The following is a 17,140-nucleotide window of genomic DNA, read 5'->3' on the forward strand; positions in this document are numbered from 1 at the left end:
CTGCGCCCAGAGAGTTAAAATGTGAAGAGGGCGCGCCTATGCTATTTAAGGCAAGGCTTCAGATTTCCGTTGGTTCCCAAAGGCCGTGATACTTTAGTGCCAGTTCCGCGCGCAGCACCAGCGCCGAACTCTCGGGCCAGAGCGTGATGCAGGGAATCGCCAGCGAGCCGACCGGAATCCTTGGTGCGACCTCGATATGGCGCGGGGCGCTTGCCTCCAGCCGGATCATCAGCGCCACCCGCGCTCGTTCGGCCACCGGCATTGTCACCAGCCCGACGCCGCGCACCTCGATCAGGCCGCGCGTGTTGGGATGAGGCATGACGTAAAGCGCGCCGTGCTCCTCGCCCAGCATCACCCCATCATCGCCCACCAGCACCGCGCCCCGGTCGATCAACCCCAATGCCAGCGAGGATTTGCCAACGCCGGGCGCGCCTTCGATCAGGATAGCGCGCGCCCCGATGCTCACGCAGGTTGCCTGTCTGGCCCAATGGGGTTTGGTCGGGTGGTTCATTCCTCCTCGACCTCCTGATGATAGGTCGGCAATTCGATCACCAGCCGCGCGCCCCGCTCGCCCGGCAAGGGATCGCGCGCGGTCAGCGTGCCGTCATGGCCCTCGACAATCGTGCGGGCGATGGCCAGCCCAAGGCCCGAATGCGCACCAAAATCCTCACCTGCCGGGCGCAGCGAATGGAAACGCTCGAACACGCGCTCGCGTGCCTGTGGGGGGATGCCGGGGCCTTCGTCGCGGATTTCGACGACCACGTGCTCGTTGGAGCCGGTGATGTCGATGCGGATCACGCCGTGCGGCGGCGAAAAGGACACTGCATTATCCAGCAGGTTTTCCAGCACCCGCTCCAGCCTTGTCGCCACGCCCGCCACCACCGCTTCATGGTCGCCGGCATGATGGAGCAGCAGGCGGCAATCGCGGTTGGCCCCGCGCCGCCCGCGCGCGCCCACCATCGCTTCGGCCAGTACGCGCAGATCGACCGGCTCAAAGGTGCTGCGCGCCAGTTCGGCGTCGATCCGGCTCGCCTCGGCGATCTCACTGATCAGGCGGTCCATGCGCTGAACATCGTGATTGGCGATATCCATCAATTGGCGGCGCAGATCAGGGTCGTCGATTTTATCAAGCGACTCCAATGCGCTGCGCAAAGAAGCTAAGGGATTTTTGATCTCATGGGCAACGTCCGCGGCAAAGCGGTCCACCCCGTCCATGCGCGTGCGCAGCGCCTCGGTCATGTCCGAAAGCGCGCGTGCCAAGAGGCCGATCTCATCCCCGCGATCGGGCAGGCGCGGCACCACCACCGTCCGGTCGCGCCCCAGCCGCACCCGCACCGAGGCACGCACCAACAGACGCAGCGGCTGAACAATCGTGCGGGCCAGAAACAGCGAGAGATAGACCGTGAGCAGCAGCGCAATCGCCACGACAATCGCCAGGGTCTGGCGCGCATCGCGCACGCTCTGGGTCACATCGCGGGCGTTTTGCTGGACCAGCAAGACCTGTCCACGCCGCCCGACGGGCGTTGCGGCATTGATGATCGGCGTGCGATCCGGCGCATAATGTTCGCGCACGGCGGTCTGGCCGGAGCGGCGTGCCTCGATCACCTCTGGCCAGTCATTGGCGCGGGTGGGGGCGGGCGGCTCGACATAGGCGGGCACTTCGGGCGCCCCCAGAATGGCGTCCATGCCCCGGTCCAGCAGGCGGGCCGATTGCATATACCACGGCTGGGTGGCCGGATCGGCCAGATGGAACGAGGGCGGGGCCAGCACGAAACTGTCGGCCTCCAGCGTGCCGTCGGCGCGGAACAGGCGCAGGCGCAGCGCGTGGCGGCGGCCAATGGTGGTCAGCACCTGCGCGCGCGTATCTCCCGATGCCTGCGCCAGCGCCTCGGCGGCGATCTCGGCCTCGCCGCTGGCGCGTTTGAAGCGTTCACCCAATACCTCGCGGCGATAGGAATCGATATAAAGCAGGCTGAAGGCGATCAGCGCCAGCACGATCACATTGACCGCCAGAATGCGCGTGGTCAGCGAAACGCCGCGCCAGGGCCCCCCGCGCGCATGGGACGGGCGACGGGGCGTTTCAGGCATGGTCAGCCGCCCTCGCCAAAGGAATAGCCGGCGCCATACAGAGTTTCGATGGCTGAAAAGGTCGGGTCCACCTGACGGAATTTGCGGCGCAGGCGCTTGATATGCGAATCGATGGTGCGATCATCGACATAGGTGTCGTCATTATAGGCGCAGTCCATTAACTGATTGCGGCTCTTGATGACGCCGGGGCGCTGGGCCAGCGTTTCGAGGATCAGAAATTCGGTAACCGTCAGCGAGACGGGGCGGTCATCCCAGCGGACTTCATGACGCGCCGGGTCCATGCTCAGGCGGCCGCGATGCACCATTTCGGGGGCGGGCGTATCGTCGGGCGCGGGCTCTGCGGCATCGGCGCGGGCAACCTCGACCCGGCGCAGAATCGCACGGATTCGCGCTACCAGCAGGCGCTGGCTGAACGGCTTGGTGATGTAATCGTCTGCACCCATGGCAAGGCCGAGCGCCTCGTCCGGCTCTTCATCCTTGCTGGTCAGAAAAATCACCGGCAGCGCCGATTTTTCGCGTAGGCGTTGCAGCAATTCCAACCCATCCATACGCGGCATCTTGATGTCGAAAATCGCCAGATCGGGCGGATTTTCAAGGCAGGCCTTCAACGCGCTGGCGCCATCGGCATAGACGCGGGTGGTAAAGCCTTCGGCCTGCAAGCCTATGGAAACGCTGGTCAAAATATTGCGGTCATCATCGACCAGCGCGATCGTGTGGCGCGGCGTGGCAGAAGATGCGGCTTTCTCGTTGTTGCTCATCGAAATAGCGACCTGCATGGCGCGGCTGAACCAAGGCTGAGCGGTAGCCTGCGGCGCGGGCGGGCGCAAGCGTGGCAGGTTTGCATCAAACGTAAGGAAATATGAGGAAATGCAATCTGCCATTTGACGTAGTGTGGGGGCTGGTCTATGAATTGTTTCGTCAATTCGTATGCAATTGCGGCCGGGGGCAACCAGCTAAAGCATTTGTTGCGAAGAGACATTCTGGAATCGACCGTTTGTTGCTGTGGCCGTCCGGCCCTTCTTGCGGAGTCTTCGGTTTGATCAAGCTGTTTGATGGAAACATGGATCGCGCTGGCCTGTCGGGTCGGTGTGCTCTGTTGCGGCCCGTCCGGCTTTAATTTTCAGTTTCGCGCATACACCACGGAAGATTGGTGAGAGGAGGGGCGCCGGTGGCTATGTCACCGGCGCCTTTTGCTTGGCCGCGTAACAATCGCATGGCATGTTGCCGATTAACCAATTGGAGGGCGAAATGATGAGCTTGCTGGATTCCCTGCTGGGGCAATTGTCGGGTAACGTCGATGTGGCGGGCATTGCGGCCAAGGTGGGTATTGACCCGGCCACGGCGCAAAGCGCGATCAGCGCTCTGGGGCAGGCCCATGCGCAGGAAGGCGACACGGTCGAAACTGCCGCCGCGCAGACGGGCATTGCGCCCGATACGCTCAATCAGGTGGTGGGCGCGCTGGGCGGCGTCGAAGGGCTGGGGCAGGTGTCGCAGATCCTGCAGAACAACCCGCAGATCCTTTCCTCCATCAACAGCTTCCTTGACCGCGATGGCGATGGCAGCGCGCTCAACGATGTGCTGGGCATGGCCAAGGGCCTTTTCGGCAAGTCCTGAGCGATGCTTGACCTTGCGCTGTCCATGGCCGTGCTGGCCGTGATTCTGCTGATGATCGGGTCCGGGGCGCTGTGGCGGCGCGGGGTGCGCAAGCAGGCGATATTGATGATCGTGCTGGCGGTGATTCTGGGCGCGAATGTTGCGATCTGGAGCCTGCCTGCCCCCGCCACGCTTTCGGGAAAGCCATGACGGGAGCTTGACGCCCGATCAACGGATCGGGCGTTTTAGGCAACTAAACCCGATCAGCGGATCGGGCAGTCCGGCGCCCGTCCGATCAACGGATCGGACAATCCGGAGAAAGCCGCATGTCGAGGTAATTGTCGACCGCGCGCATCATTTCATCGAGTTCATTCTCATAGAAATGGTTGGCGCGGGGCACTTCGTCATGGTGGATCGTGATGTGCTTTTGCGTGCGCAGCTTATCCACCAGCTTCTGCACCGAATTGGGCGTGACCACCGTGTCGGCCGCGCCCTGCACGATGATGCCGCTGGCCGGGCAGGGAGCCAGAAAGCTGAAATCATACATGTTTGCGGGCGGCGACACGCTGATAAAGCCACGGATTTCCGGGCGGCGCATCAAGAGCTGCATCGCGATCAGCGCGCCAAAGCTGTAACCGGCAACCCAGGTCGTGCTGGATTCCGGGTGGATCGACTGCACCCAGTCGAGCGCGGCGGCGGCATCCGACAATTCGCCGATGCCATTGTCAAAGCTGCCTTGAGAACGGCCAACCCCGCGGAAATTGAAGCGCAGCGTGGCGAACCCGCGCGCGACAAAGGTTTTATACATAGCCTGCGTCACGCGGTCATTCATCGTGCCGCCGGCCTGCGGGTGCGGGTGGAGGATCATTGCCACGGGCGCGCGCGGGCGCGAGCCGGGCTGAAAGCGGCCTTCGAGGCGGCCTTCGGGGCCGGGAAAGATCACTGCGGGCATGTATCAAATCCCTGATCGAGTGGACAGACCCGGCGGCCTTTGCGCAAAATTCGCGCAAAACCTGCGGTGGGGACTGTGAATGGAGGTGATGCGCTATATAGAAAGCCATCAAGCGAAAGCAATGTTTTCAGACAACGCGCGGTAAAAGAGCTTCGATAATGCCCAAGTCCACGATCTATCTCGACCATGCCGCCACCACGCCGATCCTGCCGCAGGTGCGCGATGCGATTGGCGAGGGTTTGCGCGAATGGGCCAATCCGTCGAGCCAGCATGGTTCGGGCCGCACCGCCCGCGCGCAATTGGAGGCGGCGCGCGAAAGGGTTAAGCAGGCGCTGGGCTGGCCGGGCGAGGTGATCTTTACCAGCGGAGCGAGCGAGGCGCTGGCCATCGGCTATACCCGAGCGCAGGCACTACGCCGCGCGGCCAGCAGCGTTGAACATCCCGCCGTCGCTCGGCTTGCCGAACGCGATGCGGTGATCCCGGTGGACCGCCTTGGCCGGGTCGATCCGGGGGCGCTGCCCTCGGTCGATCTGATTGCGGTTCAGCAGGTGAACAATGAAACCGGCGTGATCCATCCTGCTCTTGGCGAGGCGATCCGGGCGAAGGGCGCGGTGTGGCTGGCCGATTGCGCGCAAGGGGCGGGCAAATTGTCGCTGCCCGATGCCGATATGATCGCGATTGCCGGGCATAAGGTCGGAGCGCCTCCGGGTGTGGGGGCGCTGCTGGTGCGCAGTTTTGGCCTGATCCAGCCCAGCGGCGGGCAGGAGCGCGGCTATCGCGCAGGGACAGAAAACCTGCCCTATATCATGGGCTTGGCGACGGCTCTTGAAGCGGATCGTTCTTGGTTGCTGTCAGCGGCAGTCTTGCGCGGATGGTTTGAGGATGAGATCCGCGACATGGGCGGTGAGGTGATCGGCGAGGGGGCCGAGCGCATCGCTACGATCGGCGCCTATCGTCTGTCCGGCGTGAACGCGACCACGGTGCTGATCCGCGCCGATATGGCGGGCATCGCCATTTCCGCCGGTTCGGCCTGTTCCAGCGGCAGCCTCAAGCCCAGCCCGGTGATTCTGGCCATGGGGCGCAGCGAGGAGGAGGCGCGCGAGGTGTTCCGCGTTTCCATCGGTCGCGACACCACGCGCGATGATCTGGCCGCGCTGCTCAAGGTTTTGCGCGGGCTGCGGCGTTGATCTACCTCGATTATCAGGCCACGACGCCGCTGGCGCCCGAAGCGCGCGAGGCGATGCTCTATTGGCTGAGCGATGCCGGTTTCGCCAATCCGCACAGCCCGCATCGCCCCGGCCGCGCAGCGGCGGCGGCGGTTGCCGTGGCGCGGGATCAGGTGGCGGGCATTCTGCCGCCGGGCGGGCGCGTGACCTTTACCGGCGGGGCGACCGAGGCGATCAATCTCGCCATTCAGGGCCTGCGCCCTCGCCGCATCGCGGTTTCGGCCATCGAACATGCCGCCGTGCTGGACACGGCGCGGGCCTGCGGGGCGGTGGTCGATGTGTTGCCGGTGTCGGCCGAGGGGTTGGTGGCGGCCGATGCAGAGATCGCGCCCGGCACCGATCTGGTGGCCGTGATGCAGGTGAACAATGAGATCGGCACGGTTCAGCCTGTCGCCGCTTTGGCGGCGCGCGCGCATGCGGCGGGGGCGCTGTTTCTGTGCGATGCGGTGCAGGGGGCGGGCAAGATGGCCGCGCCCGAGGGGGCTGATATGGTCGCCGTTTCCGCGCATAAAATCTATGGGCCAAAGGGGGTCGGAGCGCTCTGGACCCGCGATGGTGTGTCCTTGACCCCGCTGATCCATGGCGGAGGGCAGGAGGGCGGTTTGCGCTCCGGTACGCTCAGCCCTGCGCTATGTGCCGGATTTGGCGCGGCGGCGACCCTGTGTAAAGACCTGTGGGTAAAGGATGGGGAACATGTGGAGGCGCTGTGGCAAATCGCCCGTGCGATCCTGCCTCATTGGATTCTCAATGGCAGCGAGGTGCAGCGCTGGCATGGCAATCTCAACATTCGGCGCGACGGGCTCGACGTTGCGCGCCTGATGAGCGATTGCCGCGACATCGCCTTTTCCGCAGGGTCAGCCTGCGCCAGCGGGTCGGGGCGGCCCAGCCATGTGCTGACCGCCTTGGGACTTTCGGCAAAACAGGCAAAAAATTCTATCCGCCTCGGTTTCGGGCGCTATACGCAAAGCGGAGAGTTTGCCGAGGCCTTAAAGCGAATCGATGCCGCAGCCGATGCCCAATAGGCCGGTCGCATAATCGGATAGGGGTCTGTTTATAGTGATAAAGGTGCAATTCATCACCGCCGGGGGGCAACGTGTCGAGGCGCAGGCCAGCGCAGGTCAACGCCTGCTCGAAGTGGCGCAGGCCGCGGGCATGCCTCTGGAAGGGACGTGCGAGGGGCAGATGGCCTGCTCGACCTGCCATGTGCTGATCTCTCCCGACTGGTTCTCGCGCCTCAAACCGGCCAGTGCCGATGAAGAGGACATGCTCGATCTGGCCGCAGGCGTGGCCGCGACCAGTCGTTTGTCCTGCCAGATCACCATCGCACCCGATCTTGACGGGCTGACGGTAAAAATTCCCGGTGAAAGCCGGGATATGCAGCGCGGGTAATACTTGGGATATGCGCGCCGGCCTGTTAGGGAAGGTGCGATATGCCCAGCGACATCACCGAACCCGATCCGTTTGACGCCATCATCGATGCGCCTTTCGACGCCGCTTTGTCCGAGCGTTATCTGGTCTATGCGCTCTCAACCATCACGGCGCGCTCGCTGCCCGATCTGCGCGATGGGTTGAAGCCGGTCCATCGCCGGTTGCTCTGGGCCATGCGCCAGTTGAAGCTGGACCCGGCGCAGGCGTTCAAGAAATCGGCCCGCGTGGTGGGCGATGTCATCGGTAAATATCACCCCCATGGCGACGCCAGCGTCTATGACGCGATGGTGCGTCTGGCCCAGGATTTCGCGCTGCGCTATCCGTTGGTCGAGGGGCAGGGCAATTTCGGCAATATCGACGGCGATAATGCGGCGGCCTATCGCTATACCGAGGCGCGGCTGACCAAGACGGCGATGCAGTTGATGGCGGGCCTCGATGAAGGCACGGTCAATTTCATCCCGACCTATAATGGCGAAGATGAAGAGCCGGAGATCTTCCCCGGCCTGTTCCCCAACCTGCTGGCCAATGGCGCGACGGGCATTGCCGTGGGCATGGCCACCAGCATTCCCAGCCATAACGTGGCCGAAATCCTCGACGCCACGCTGATGCTGATCGAGAATCCGCAGGCCGAACATGCCGATCTGATGAAGGTGTTTCACGGCCCCGATTTCCCCACAGGGGGCATCGTGGTCGACAGCCCGGCGGCGATTTCCCATGCCTATGCCAATGGCAAGGGCTCGATCCGGGTACGGGCGCGGTTTTCCACCGGGCGCGACGAGGCGGGCAATTGGGAACCCACCGGCATTGAAAAGCTGGGCAGCGGCCAGTGGCAGTTGGTCGTCTCGGAAATTCCGTACATGGTGCAGAAGGGCAAGCTGATTGAACAGCTTGCCGGCCTGATTGCCGACAAGAAATTGCCGATCCTTGAGGACGTGCGCGACGAATCGGACACCCAGATCCGCATCGTGCTGGTGCCCAAGACGCGCAATGTCGATCCCGATCTGCTGAAGGAAAGCCTGTATAAGCTCTCCGAACTGGAAAGCCGCTTCAGCCTCAACCTCAACGTTCTTGATGCGCAGCGTACGCCGGGCGTGCTGGGCATCAAGCCGCTGCTGCTGCAATGGATCGTGGCGCAGATCGACATTCTGCAGCGCCGCGCCCGCCACCGGCTGGACAAGATCGCCAACCGGCTCGAACTGGTCGAAGGCTACATCATTGCCTATCTCAACCTTGACCGGGTGATCGAGATCATCCGCACGCAGGATGAGCCAAAGCCGGTGATGATGGCCGAATTCAACCTGACCGACCGGCAGGCCGAAGCCATCCTCAACATGCGCCTGCGCTCCTTGCGCAAGCTGGAGGAAATGGAGCTGCGCGGCGAGCGGGACGATTTGCTCAAAGAGCAGGACGAGCTGCAAAAGCTGCTGGAAAATCCGGCCCGCCAGCGGACGCGGTTGAAGCGCGACCTTGTGAATTTGCGCAAGGATTATGCCGAGACGACCGTGTTGGGCCGCCGCCGCACCACCATTGAGGAAGCCGCGCCTACCCGCGAATTCAGCATGGATGCGATGATCGAAAAGGCACCGCTGACGGTGATCCTTTCCGCGCGCGGCTGGATCCGCGCGGCCAGCGGGCATGAGCCGCTGGACAAGGAATATAAGTTCAAGGAAGGCGATGGCCCGGCCTTTGTCCTTCATGCGCAGACCACCGACAAGCTGCTGATCGCCTGCGACAACGGGCGCTTCTACACGCTGGGCTGCGATAAATTGCCCGGCGCGCGCGGCTTTGGCGAGCCGCTGCGCTCGATGATCGATATTGATGCCGAGGCCCATATTGTCGCCACCATCGTCTATCATCCCAAGGCGCAATTGCTGCTGGCCGCCAACACCGGGCGCGGCTTTGCCGCCGAGGCGGACGAACTGCTGGCAGAAACCCGCAAGGGGCGCGCGGTGATGACGGTCAAGGAAGGCGTCAAGCTGATGGTGGTGCGCGAGATCCCGCCAGAGCATGATTACGTGGCGGTGATGGGCGAAAACCGCCGCATCGTCATCTTCGGTCTGGTCGAGGTGCCGGTGCTGGCCAAGGGGCAGGGGGTGACGCTGCAACGTTACCGCGACGGCGGCCTGTCCGACATCATCACGCTGAAGTTCGAGGACGGGCTAAGCTGGACGATGGGCGGCGAAACGGGCCGGACGCGGGTGGAAAAAGACCTGCGGCAATGGCGCGTGGCGCGCGGTGCGGCGGGCAGTTTCGCTCCGCAGGGTTTCCCCCGCGACAATAAGTTTCAAAGCTGATCCCCCAGTTTTAATCGGCCCCTTTGGGGGTAAGGATCATCACCTTGCCCTCAACCCTCCAGCCTTCGAGGGATGAGAGGAAATTCATCCCCAGCACATTGGTCGTGCCGATGGCGGGGGCTATGATGGTGGTCATATCGGCGGCGTGGATTGATCCGACCTCAAGACTGTCGATCTGCGCCATTTTGGCGGGCGTATCGCCATTGGCGGTATGCAGGTTGACCCGGCCCGAACCCGCGCCCGGCTCCACCATCGCCTCGCGCGCGACTTCGGAGGAAAGGGTGGTGTATGTCGCGCCCGTGTCAATAAGGAAGCGCTGGGGCGTGCCATTGACGGCGGCGTCAACCCAGTAATGCCCATCCTCGGCCAAAGGCACGCGGGTTTCTCCGCCGCGCACCACCTGTGATGAGGCCTGCGCCGCCATCGCCACCCCGGCCACCAGCGGCACGCCGATGAACGCCCCGCCCAGCTGCACCAGCGTGATGCCCAAGGCGACCGTCAGCCCCGCGCTGCCCACCATGCGGATCATCGCGCCCAGCGCGCCGCTGGCCTCGGCCCGGATGATCCCGCCCACCAGCAACAGCGCCATAAAGCCAAAGGCCGAGGCCAGCACCAGATGGTTGGGCAAATCCAGCAGAAGGTCGAACAGGGGCATCGCGCAGGCTCTCGAAACAATCGGATGATGCGCCACTATTTGCGCGCGGCCCGCGCGCGGCAATTGTGTTAACCAACCTCATCCGTGCCAGCTTGGGACGGATCGGCTTTTGCCGGGTGATGCGGCTCCAGCACCATCACGCGCCCTTCCACCCGCCAGCCTTTGAGCTTGGTCAGGAAGTTCATGCCCAGCACATTGGTCTCGCCAAGGCCGGGGGCGACCACGGCCTCTATATTGCGGGCCACGGCATTGCCGACCTTCAGTTCATGGATGACCACGATGCGCCCGGTGGCATTGCCATTGGCGGTGCGCAGTTCGATTTTCGGCCCGTCGCGCGCGATGCGCAGCCCAGCCTCCTGTGCCGTTTCGGGCGAGATCGTGGTCAGCGTGGCGCCGGTATCGACCAGAAACCGGCGCGGCGCTCCGTCGATCGAGGCGCGGACCCAGAAATGCCCGTCATCGGCCAGGGGGACGCGCGTCACCTTGCCCTCGACCACCTGCGGCTCTTCTGCCTTGGGCAGATGGCGCATGATCGCCTCGGGCAGGGCGGCTGTGATGCCAAAGCGGCGCAGATCGACCACCCCCAGCAGCGCGACGATCAAGGCCACAATCAGCCCCAGATTGCCGAAAAATCGCAGCAATCCGCCCAGCATCGGCAGCCGATAGCGCAGCAGATTGCCCATAATCAGTAAGCCCGCAAAGACCAGCGCCCAGCCCAGCACCGGCTGGGTCATCACCAGTTCGACCGCCTGCGCCCAAATCGCCGAACCGGCCTCGATCAACCGATCGAGCGCCGCGCCTGCCTTATCGGAATGGGCGCCTGTATGGGCGGCGGTCATAGTCTCTCCTCAAGGGGCCTCGTTCAACAAGGCCTCGTTCAACAGGGCATCGACGCGGGCGGCATCGGGAAAGCCTTCGGCCACCCACCGCCCTTCGACGCAGCGGAGAATATGGGCGATGCGAGGCCCGGCAGCAACGCCGCGCGCGACAATATCGCCGCCTTTTAGGGGGAAAAACGGGATGGTCCAGCCGCACAAAGGCGCAATTGATCCCCCGGTCAGCAGCAGCCGGTCCATCGCCCCTTCCATGCCCAGCGCATAGGCCAAGGCATAGGCATCGCCTGCCTCATCCTTGCGCGCGGCGGCTTGCGAGAGGCGCTTTTTCTGCGCCCCCGACAGGCGAAAGCGCGAGGCGACCTGTTCGGCCAGCCCGCTCTGCGGAGGCAGCAGCGCCGCCAGCCGCCGCAGCGCATCGGGGGCTACGCCCTGCGCCCGCTCCTGCGCGATCAGATCGGCCAGCGCTTCTACGCAAGCCTCGGGCAGAACCACCGCCAGCACGCCCAACTGCGCCATCCGCGCCACCGTGGGCGCCGGATCGGGCAGGCCCAGCAGGTTCATCATCTCCATCCCGATCCGCTCGCGCGACAGGCCTTTGAGCATGGCGGCCAGCGCCGAGCAGGCCCGTTCGGCCTCCGGGTCAGCCTCCTGACCAAAGCGGGCCTGAAAGCGGAAATAGCGCAGGATGCGCAGATGGTCCTCACGGATGCGCTGCGCCGCATCGCCGATGAAACGCACCCGCCGTGCGGCCAGATCCTCCAGCCCGCCAAAATAATCGAACACCTCGCCCGTGGCCGGATCGGCATAGAGTGCGTTGATGGTGAAATCGCGCCGCGCCGCATCGTCGCGCCAGTCCTGCGCAAAGGCCACGGTCGCGCGCCGCCCGTCGGTCGACACATCATGGCGCAGCGTGGTGATCTCCACCGGCCCGCCCTGCGTCAGCGCGGTCACCGTGCCATGCTCGATGCCGGTGGGCACGGTGCGGATGCCCGCCGCCTTGCACCGCGCGATCACCTCGTCGGGCAACAGGGGTGTTGCCGCATCCATATCCTTTACGGCGAAGCCCAGCAGCGTATCGCGCACTGCCCCGCCGACCCAGCGCAAAGGGCCAACCGCGGCCACCAGTTCGGCCAGATCCGGGCGTACCAACCAGCCTTCACGTTTCAGATATTCAGTCATACCAACTCAGCCGCTTGGAAAGATTGGCCAGAATGGCCCCGGTGATGCCCCAGATGCGATGCCCCTCCCATGGAATTTCGACCAGATGGCGGGTCTTGCCCTCCCAATCGATGGCGCGGCGCTGATGGTTGGCCGGGTCCATGACAAAGCCGAAGGGGGCCTCGAACCACTGCGCCACTTCATCGGGATTGGGCACCAGCGGCAGATCGGGCGGGATCAGCGCCAGCACCGGCGTCACCGCATAGCCCGATCCGGTCAGGAACACATCGAGCGGGCCGATCACATCGACGTGGCGCGGATCGATGCCTAATTCTTCCTGTGCCTCGCGCACGGCGGCGTCTATATCGGTTTCGCCGGGGTCCAGCCGCCCGCCGGGCAGGGCGACCTGTCCGGCATGGGCGCGCATGGTGCCGGGGCGGTGGATCATCAGCACGCCGGGCGCGGAACGCTCCGTCACAGCGATCAGCACGGCGGCGGGTTTGAATTCTTCGATGCCCGCCGTGCGCGGATCGGGAAACAGCGTGGGTGCAGGCTCTGCCATGCCCGCGTGATACAGCCGCTCCAGCTTGTGCCGCAGATTGCTCATTGAGGCGCTAGGGGGAAACTTATCCCCAGACTATCCACAGACAGTCCACCGTCTGTACCCTCATCCATACCGGGTTTTTCCAGCGCCATATCCACCAATTGTCCCCAGGTGGAGCGGTTGATCCGCGCCAGACAGCCATGGCGCACGGCCAGATAGATCGCGGGCGTTTCCGCGTCCCCGCGTGCGATCAGGGGGTGTTCCGGCCCGGCGATCACCGTGTCATCGGTGTTCAGCCGGAACGCCAGCGCCCCGTCAATCCGCGCCACATCCACCGCGACAAAGGCGGCATCGACCACCGCAATCCTCTGCCGATCCTGCGGCGTGACCAGCCAGTGTTGCCCCGCATCATCGCGCATCAGCAATGTGGAGAAGGCGCGCACCATGGACGGGCGGGTGATCGGCCCGCCCTGATGCCACCATGATCCATCGGCGCGGATCTCCATCTGGCTGTCGAGTTCCTCGGCCGGATGCCATTGATCGACCGGGGGCAGGCGGCGCTCGGCCACCATGCGGGCGATATCTTCCAGCGAGAGTGCTGCCAGATCAGGGGGAGGCGTATAGGGCATGGCGGCAATATGGGGCAGGCGGGCGCTATGCGCCAGTGGTCACGCCCAAGGGCCCAACATGCCCTGTTGCGGCAGGACGGCGGCATTGTCACAGCGCACCAGCAAGCGGTGCTGCTCAAACGGTCCGGGCAGATCCCATTCCCCCGTGGGCGCATTGGTAAAGCCCCAGAAGCGGCCGTAATATTCCGGATCGCCGATCATCACCATGGGCAAGGGCGCCTTGGGGTTCATCGCTGAAATGGCGGCCGTGACCAGCGCTTTGCCAAACCCGCGCCCCTGCGCCTCGGGCAGGACGGCGACGGGGCCGACCATGACCATCGGATGGCGGCGGCCATCGGGATCGGTCAGCGCCACCGGCCAGCACTGGATCGAGCCGACCACATGCTGTTCCTCGTCCACTGCGGCAAAGGAGAGGGCGGGCAGCCATTCGGCATCACCGCGCACCTTATAGGCGGTGCGCCCGCGTCGCTCCGGCTCAAACGCGCGGTCGAGCAATTCCTCGACCAGCGAGGGATCGACATTATCAAGCGGGATGAGCGAGGGTTCGATTGCCATAATGCCGCGCGCGTTAGGGCAGGGGGGCGCATGATGCAAGGAAATGCTTGCGGGCGCGGCGTGGGGGCGGCAATCGGGGCGCTATGATTTTTGGCGTGGATGAAGCGGGGCGCGGCCCTTTGGCGGGGCCTGTGGTGGCGGGCGCGGTGTGGCTTTGCGACAGTGCGATCGATGGGCTGGCCGACAGCAAGAAATTGTCGGCCAAGCGGCGCGCGGCGCTGGAGGCGCGGATCATGGCCGAGGCGCATTGGGCCATCGGCGTGGTTGAGGCCGAGGAGATCGACCGGATCAACATCTTTGCCGCCACGATGCTGGCCATGACGCGGGCGGTCGGCGCCTTGGCGGTCAAGGTGGGCGATCCGGCGATGGTGCTGATCGACGGCAACAAGACGCCGGAGGGGCGCGTGGGCGACTGGCGCTGGGCGGCCCGCGCCATTGTGGGGGGCGATGCCACTGAGGCGGCGATCAGCGCGGCCAGCATCATCGCCAAGGAGCACCGCGACCGGGTGATGCGCGAACTGGCGCTGGCGCACCCGCATTACGGGTGGGAGCGCAATGCCGGATATGGCACGGCGCAGCATCTGGCGGGCCTGCGTGAACACGGCCCTTGCGAGCATCACCGACGGACGTTTGCGCCGGTCGCGCAATTGTCATTTTTATAAAAAATCGTCCCCTGAGTCCCGATTGCCACGCCACTAGATGTTGAGTCTGCCGAGTCGCGTGTGACTCTATCCCTTGTGTCAGACTCTTTCTGTTCTCATGTCCTTGACTCGGTGTTACCCTTGCGACTCGTGCTGACTCCACGAGTCGGGCCTTGACGTGAGTCTGCGAATGACTCATTGAGGGGGCCGTTCAACGCACTTATTCACAGGAATCCTCATGGGCACTGTCCTTCTCAAGGAGCGCACCCGCTCCACTCCGGCGCCGCGCAAACTGGCCAGCCGCATCAGGAAGGATCTTGTCCTCAAGCCGGTCGAAACGCCGCGCAGCGAACTGCCGCTGGGCCGCATTCTGGATGGCGACTGCATCGAGGCTATGCGCTCGATCCCCACGGCCAGCGTCGATATGGTGTTTGCCGATCCGCCGTATAACCTCCAACTCGGCGGCGATCTGGCCCGCCCAGATGGCAGCCATGTCGATGCCGTTACCAATGACTGGGACAAGTTCGACAGCTTTGGCACCTATGACCGTTTCACCCGCGCCTGGCTGGCTGAGGCGCGCCGCGTTTTGAAGCCCAATGGCTCGCTCTGGGTGATCGGTTCGTATCACAACATCTTCCGCGTCGGCGCGATCCTTCAGGATATGGGCTTCTGGATCCTGAACGACATCGTGTGGCGCAAGTCGAACCCGATGCCCAATTTCAAGGGCACGCGCTTTACCAATGCCCATGAAACGCTGATCTGGTGCAGCATGGGAGAGGAGGCAAAGTACACGTTCAACTATCGCGCGATGAAGACGCTCAATGACGAACTTCAGATGCGTTCGGACTGGGTGCTGCCGATCTGTAACGGGGGCGAGCGCCTCAAGAAGGGCGGGGCCAAGGTCCACCCGACGCAGAAGCCCGAAAGCCTGCTCTATCGCGTGATGCTGGCCACGACCAACAAGGGCGATGTGGTGCTCGATCCCTTCTTTGGCACGGGCACGACCGGGGCCGTGGCCAAGCGTCTTGGCCGCGAATGGATCGGTTGCGAGCGCGAGAGCAATTACCGCGAGGCCGCGATGGAGCGGATCGAGATGGCGCTGCCTCTCGATGAATCCGCCATCAGCACGATGAAGAGCAAGCGCGCCGCGCCCAAGGTTCCCTTCGGCACGCTGATCGAGACCGGCTGGATCAAGCCCGGCACCGTGCTGACCGGCAAGAAGGGGCGCAATCGTCCGGCTTTCACCGCCACCGTGCGCGCCGATGGCTCGCTGGTTTCGGGCAAGACCGAAGGGTCGATCCACTCCTGCGGGGCCCAATTGCAGGGCGCGCCCAGCTGCAACGGCTGGACTTTCTGGAACATCGAGCATGAGGGGCAGGTCAAGCCTCTCGACGCGATCCGTCAGCTTTATCTGCTGGCAAACGAGGACTGATCGGGTCTAAGCGCGGGTATGACTGTTTACCTGCGCCCAATCGCCCTTGCTGACAGCCCCCAGTCCGAGGAAGGCGAAGCCCTTCGTCTGGCCGGGGGGCTGACCTATGCCAGCCGTTTCGCGCTGATCCGGCGCGAGGGCGGTAAGGTGGTCGAACGCACCCGTTTTGGCATGGCCGAGGCGGGGCGCGTGATCCGGGGCGAGGCGGAGGAGCAGTGGGAAGCGCTGCGAGCGCCCCGCGCGCCGTTGCAGATGGGCGCGCGGACGGTGCGGCTGGATCAGCCGCAGGTGATGGGCATCCTCAACGTCACGCCTGACAGTTTTTCCGATGGCGGGCGCAATATTTCCGGGCCGGATGTGCCGATGGTCCATGCCAGCGCGATGCTGGAGGCGGGCGCGGCGATGATCGACATTGGCGGCGAAAGCACGCGCCCCGGCGCCCCTCCGGTGTGGGAAGGCGACGAGATCGAGCGCGTGGTGCCGGTGATCGAAAAGCTGGCCCGCAGCGGTGCGGCGATCAGCGTGGATACGCGCCGGGTGGGTGTGTTTGAGGCGGCTCTGGCGGCGGGGGCGCATCTGTGGAACGATGTTTCGGGTCTGCGCCACGATCCGCGCAGCCTTGAATTTGCCGCCCATTCCGGCGCGCCCGTCTGCATCATGCATGCGCCCGGCAAGGGTGAAGATCTCCACGAGGACGGCCATTACGGCGATGTCGTGCTGGACGTGTTCGACTGGTTGCGCGCGCGGCGTGATGCGGCGGAGGCGGCGGGCTTGGCGCGGGATCGCATCCTGCTCGACCCCGGCATCGGCTTTGGCAAGACATTGCAGGAAAACCTCGCGCTGATGAATGCGTTGCCGCTGTTCCATGCGCTGGGCTGTCCGCTGTTGGTGGGGGCCAGCCGCAAGCGGATGATCGGGGCGCTGTCCAACGAGGCGCCTGCGGACAAGCGTCTGGGCGGGTCGTTGATGCTGGCGGGGCGGATGATGGATGCCGGGGCGCAGGTTATCCGCGTGCATGATGTGGCGCAAACGGTGCAGGCGCTGCATGTGTGGCGCGGTTTGCGCGATGCGGCTTTGACCGATTTTGGGCAGTTGGTGGATTGAAGGAT

19 protein-coding genes are annotated in these 17,140 nt (G+C 64.3%); 9 read left to right on the forward strand and 10 right to left on the reverse strand.

Annotated features, from left to right (window positions below; all coding sequences use genetic code 11):
• Positions 1–58: 58 nt before the first annotated feature.
• Genes GGR38_RS15495 through GGR38_RS15505 form a run of 3 tightly spaced genes read right to left on the reverse strand, consistent with a single transcriptional unit; the run spans position 59 to position 2,846 of the window.
• On the reverse strand, positions 59–511 hold the full coding sequence (locus tag GGR38_RS15495; RefSeq protein ID WP_183627098.1) for an HPr kinase/phosphorylase: 453 nt from the start codon (positions 509–511) through the stop codon (positions 59–61).
• Positions 508–2,088, reverse strand: a complete 1,581-nt coding sequence (locus GGR38_RS15500; RefSeq protein WP_183627099.1) for a sensor histidine kinase — start codon at positions 2,086–2,088, stop codon at positions 508–510. The genes GGR38_RS15495 and GGR38_RS15500 overlap by 4 nt, the downstream gene beginning before the upstream one ends.
• A gap of 2 nt (positions 2,089–2,090) precedes the next feature.
• A complete protein-coding gene (locus GGR38_RS15505) occupies positions 2,091–2,846 on the reverse strand; it encodes a response regulator transcription factor (RefSeq protein ID WP_221227122.1) in 756 nt (251 codons plus the stop codon).
• Between the two features lie 490 nt (positions 2,847–3,336).
• On the opposite strand from GGR38_RS15505, the gene GGR38_RS15510 reads away from it, so the two are divergent.
• Positions 3,337–3,702: a hypothetical protein gene (locus GGR38_RS15510; RefSeq protein WP_246404745.1), complete on the forward strand. Its 366-nt coding sequence runs from the start codon at positions 3,337–3,339 to the stop codon at positions 3,700–3,702.
• Positions 3,703–3,705: 3 nt separating this feature from the next.
• Positions 3,706–3,891 carry a hypothetical protein gene (locus GGR38_RS15515; RefSeq protein ID WP_172338612.1) on the forward strand — a complete coding sequence of 62 codons (186 nt, stop codon included), beginning with the start codon at positions 3,706–3,708 and terminating at the stop codon, positions 3,889–3,891.
• Between the two features lie 85 nt (positions 3,892–3,976).
• Here GGR38_RS15515 and GGR38_RS15520 read toward each other — a convergent pair whose 3' ends face one another.
• Positions 3,977–4,633 (reverse strand): alpha/beta hydrolase, encoded by a 657-nt coding sequence (locus GGR38_RS15520; protein ID WP_168605199.1) that lies wholly within the window; start codon positions 4,631–4,633, stop codon positions 3,977–3,979.
• Positions 4,634–4,791: 158 nt separating this feature from the next.
• Here GGR38_RS15520 and GGR38_RS15525 point away from each other — a divergent pair, with 158 nt between their 5' ends.
• From GGR38_RS15525 to parC, 4 genes are read left to right on the forward strand one after another with little or no spacing between them, the layout of a single operon-like run.
• Positions 4,792–5,820, forward strand: a complete 1,029-nt coding sequence (locus GGR38_RS15525; protein ID WP_183627101.1) for a cysteine desulfurase family protein — start codon at positions 4,792–4,794, stop codon at positions 5,818–5,820.
• Positions 5,817–6,881, forward strand: coding sequence for a cysteine desulfurase family protein (locus GGR38_RS15530; protein ID WP_183627102.1), 1,065 nt, complete (start codon positions 5,817–5,819; stop codon positions 6,879–6,881). The genes GGR38_RS15525 and GGR38_RS15530 overlap by 4 nt, the downstream gene beginning before the upstream one ends.
• 37 nt (positions 6,882–6,918) lie before the next feature.
• Complete coding sequence (locus tag GGR38_RS15535; RefSeq protein ID WP_425497063.1) at positions 6,919–7,248, forward strand: 2Fe-2S iron-sulfur cluster-binding protein; 330 nt, start codon at positions 6,919–6,921, stop codon at positions 7,246–7,248.
• Positions 7,249–7,289: 41 nt separating this feature from the next.
• Positions 7,290–9,581, forward strand: coding sequence for a DNA topoisomerase IV subunit A (parC, locus tag GGR38_RS15540; protein ID WP_183627104.1), 2,292 nt, complete (start codon positions 7,290–7,292; stop codon positions 9,579–9,581).
• Positions 9,582–9,591: 10 nt separating this feature from the next.
• Here the strand turns inward: parC and GGR38_RS15545 are convergent, their stop codons facing one another.
• From GGR38_RS15545 to GGR38_RS15570, 6 genes are all read right to left on the reverse strand, one after another.
• Positions 9,592–10,236, reverse strand: a complete 645-nt coding sequence (locus GGR38_RS15545; protein ID WP_183627105.1) for a retropepsin-like aspartic protease family protein — start codon at positions 10,234–10,236, stop codon at positions 9,592–9,594.
• Positions 10,237–10,304: 68 nt separating this feature from the next.
• Positions 10,305–11,075, reverse strand: coding sequence for a retropepsin-like aspartic protease family protein (locus GGR38_RS15550; RefSeq protein WP_246404747.1), 771 nt, complete (start codon positions 11,073–11,075; stop codon positions 10,305–10,307).
• A 9-nt stretch (positions 11,076–11,084) separates the two neighbouring features.
• Positions 11,085–12,251: a CCA tRNA nucleotidyltransferase gene (locus tag GGR38_RS15555; protein ID WP_183627106.1), complete on the reverse strand. Its 1,167-nt coding sequence runs from the start codon at positions 12,249–12,251 to the stop codon at positions 11,085–11,087.
• Positions 12,244–12,837: a CoA pyrophosphatase gene (locus tag GGR38_RS15560; RefSeq protein ID WP_183627107.1), complete on the reverse strand. Its 594-nt coding sequence runs from the start codon at positions 12,835–12,837 to the stop codon at positions 12,244–12,246. Before GGR38_RS15560 ends, GGR38_RS15555 begins: the two co-directional genes overlap by 8 nt.
• Positions 12,834–13,403 carry a DUF1285 domain-containing protein gene (locus tag GGR38_RS15565; protein ID WP_183627108.1) on the reverse strand — a complete coding sequence of 190 codons (570 nt, stop codon included), beginning with the start codon at positions 13,401–13,403 and terminating at the stop codon, positions 12,834–12,836. Before GGR38_RS15565 ends, GGR38_RS15560 begins: the two co-directional genes overlap by 4 nt.
• Before the next feature lie 39 nt (positions 13,404–13,442).
• Positions 13,443–13,958, reverse strand: coding sequence for a GNAT family N-acetyltransferase (locus GGR38_RS15570; RefSeq protein WP_183627109.1), 516 nt, complete (start codon positions 13,956–13,958; stop codon positions 13,443–13,445).
• 83 nt (positions 13,959–14,041) lie between these two features.
• Between GGR38_RS15570 and GGR38_RS15575 the strand changes: the two genes are divergently transcribed.
• From GGR38_RS15575 to folP, 3 genes are all read left to right on the forward strand, one after another.
• Positions 14,042–14,620: a ribonuclease HII gene (locus GGR38_RS15575; protein WP_183627110.1), complete on the forward strand. Its 579-nt coding sequence runs from the start codon at positions 14,042–14,044 to the stop codon at positions 14,618–14,620.
• Between the two features lie 217 nt (positions 14,621–14,837).
• Complete coding sequence (locus GGR38_RS15580; RefSeq protein WP_183627111.1) at positions 14,838–16,031, forward strand: site-specific DNA-methyltransferase; 1,194 nt, start codon at positions 14,838–14,840, stop codon at positions 16,029–16,031.
• Positions 16,032–16,049: 18 nt separating this feature from the next.
• Positions 16,050–17,135: a dihydropteroate synthase gene (folP, locus tag GGR38_RS15585; RefSeq protein WP_183627112.1), complete on the forward strand. Its 1,086-nt coding sequence runs from the start codon at positions 16,050–16,052 to the stop codon at positions 17,133–17,135.
• Positions 17,136–17,140: the final 5 nt, after the last annotated feature.

Origin of the sequence: Novosphingobium sediminicola, from assembly GCF_014196525.1 — a bacterium.
GTDB classification, from domain to species: domain Bacteria; phylum Pseudomonadota; class Alphaproteobacteria; order Sphingomonadales; family Sphingomonadaceae; genus Novosphingobium; species Novosphingobium sediminicola.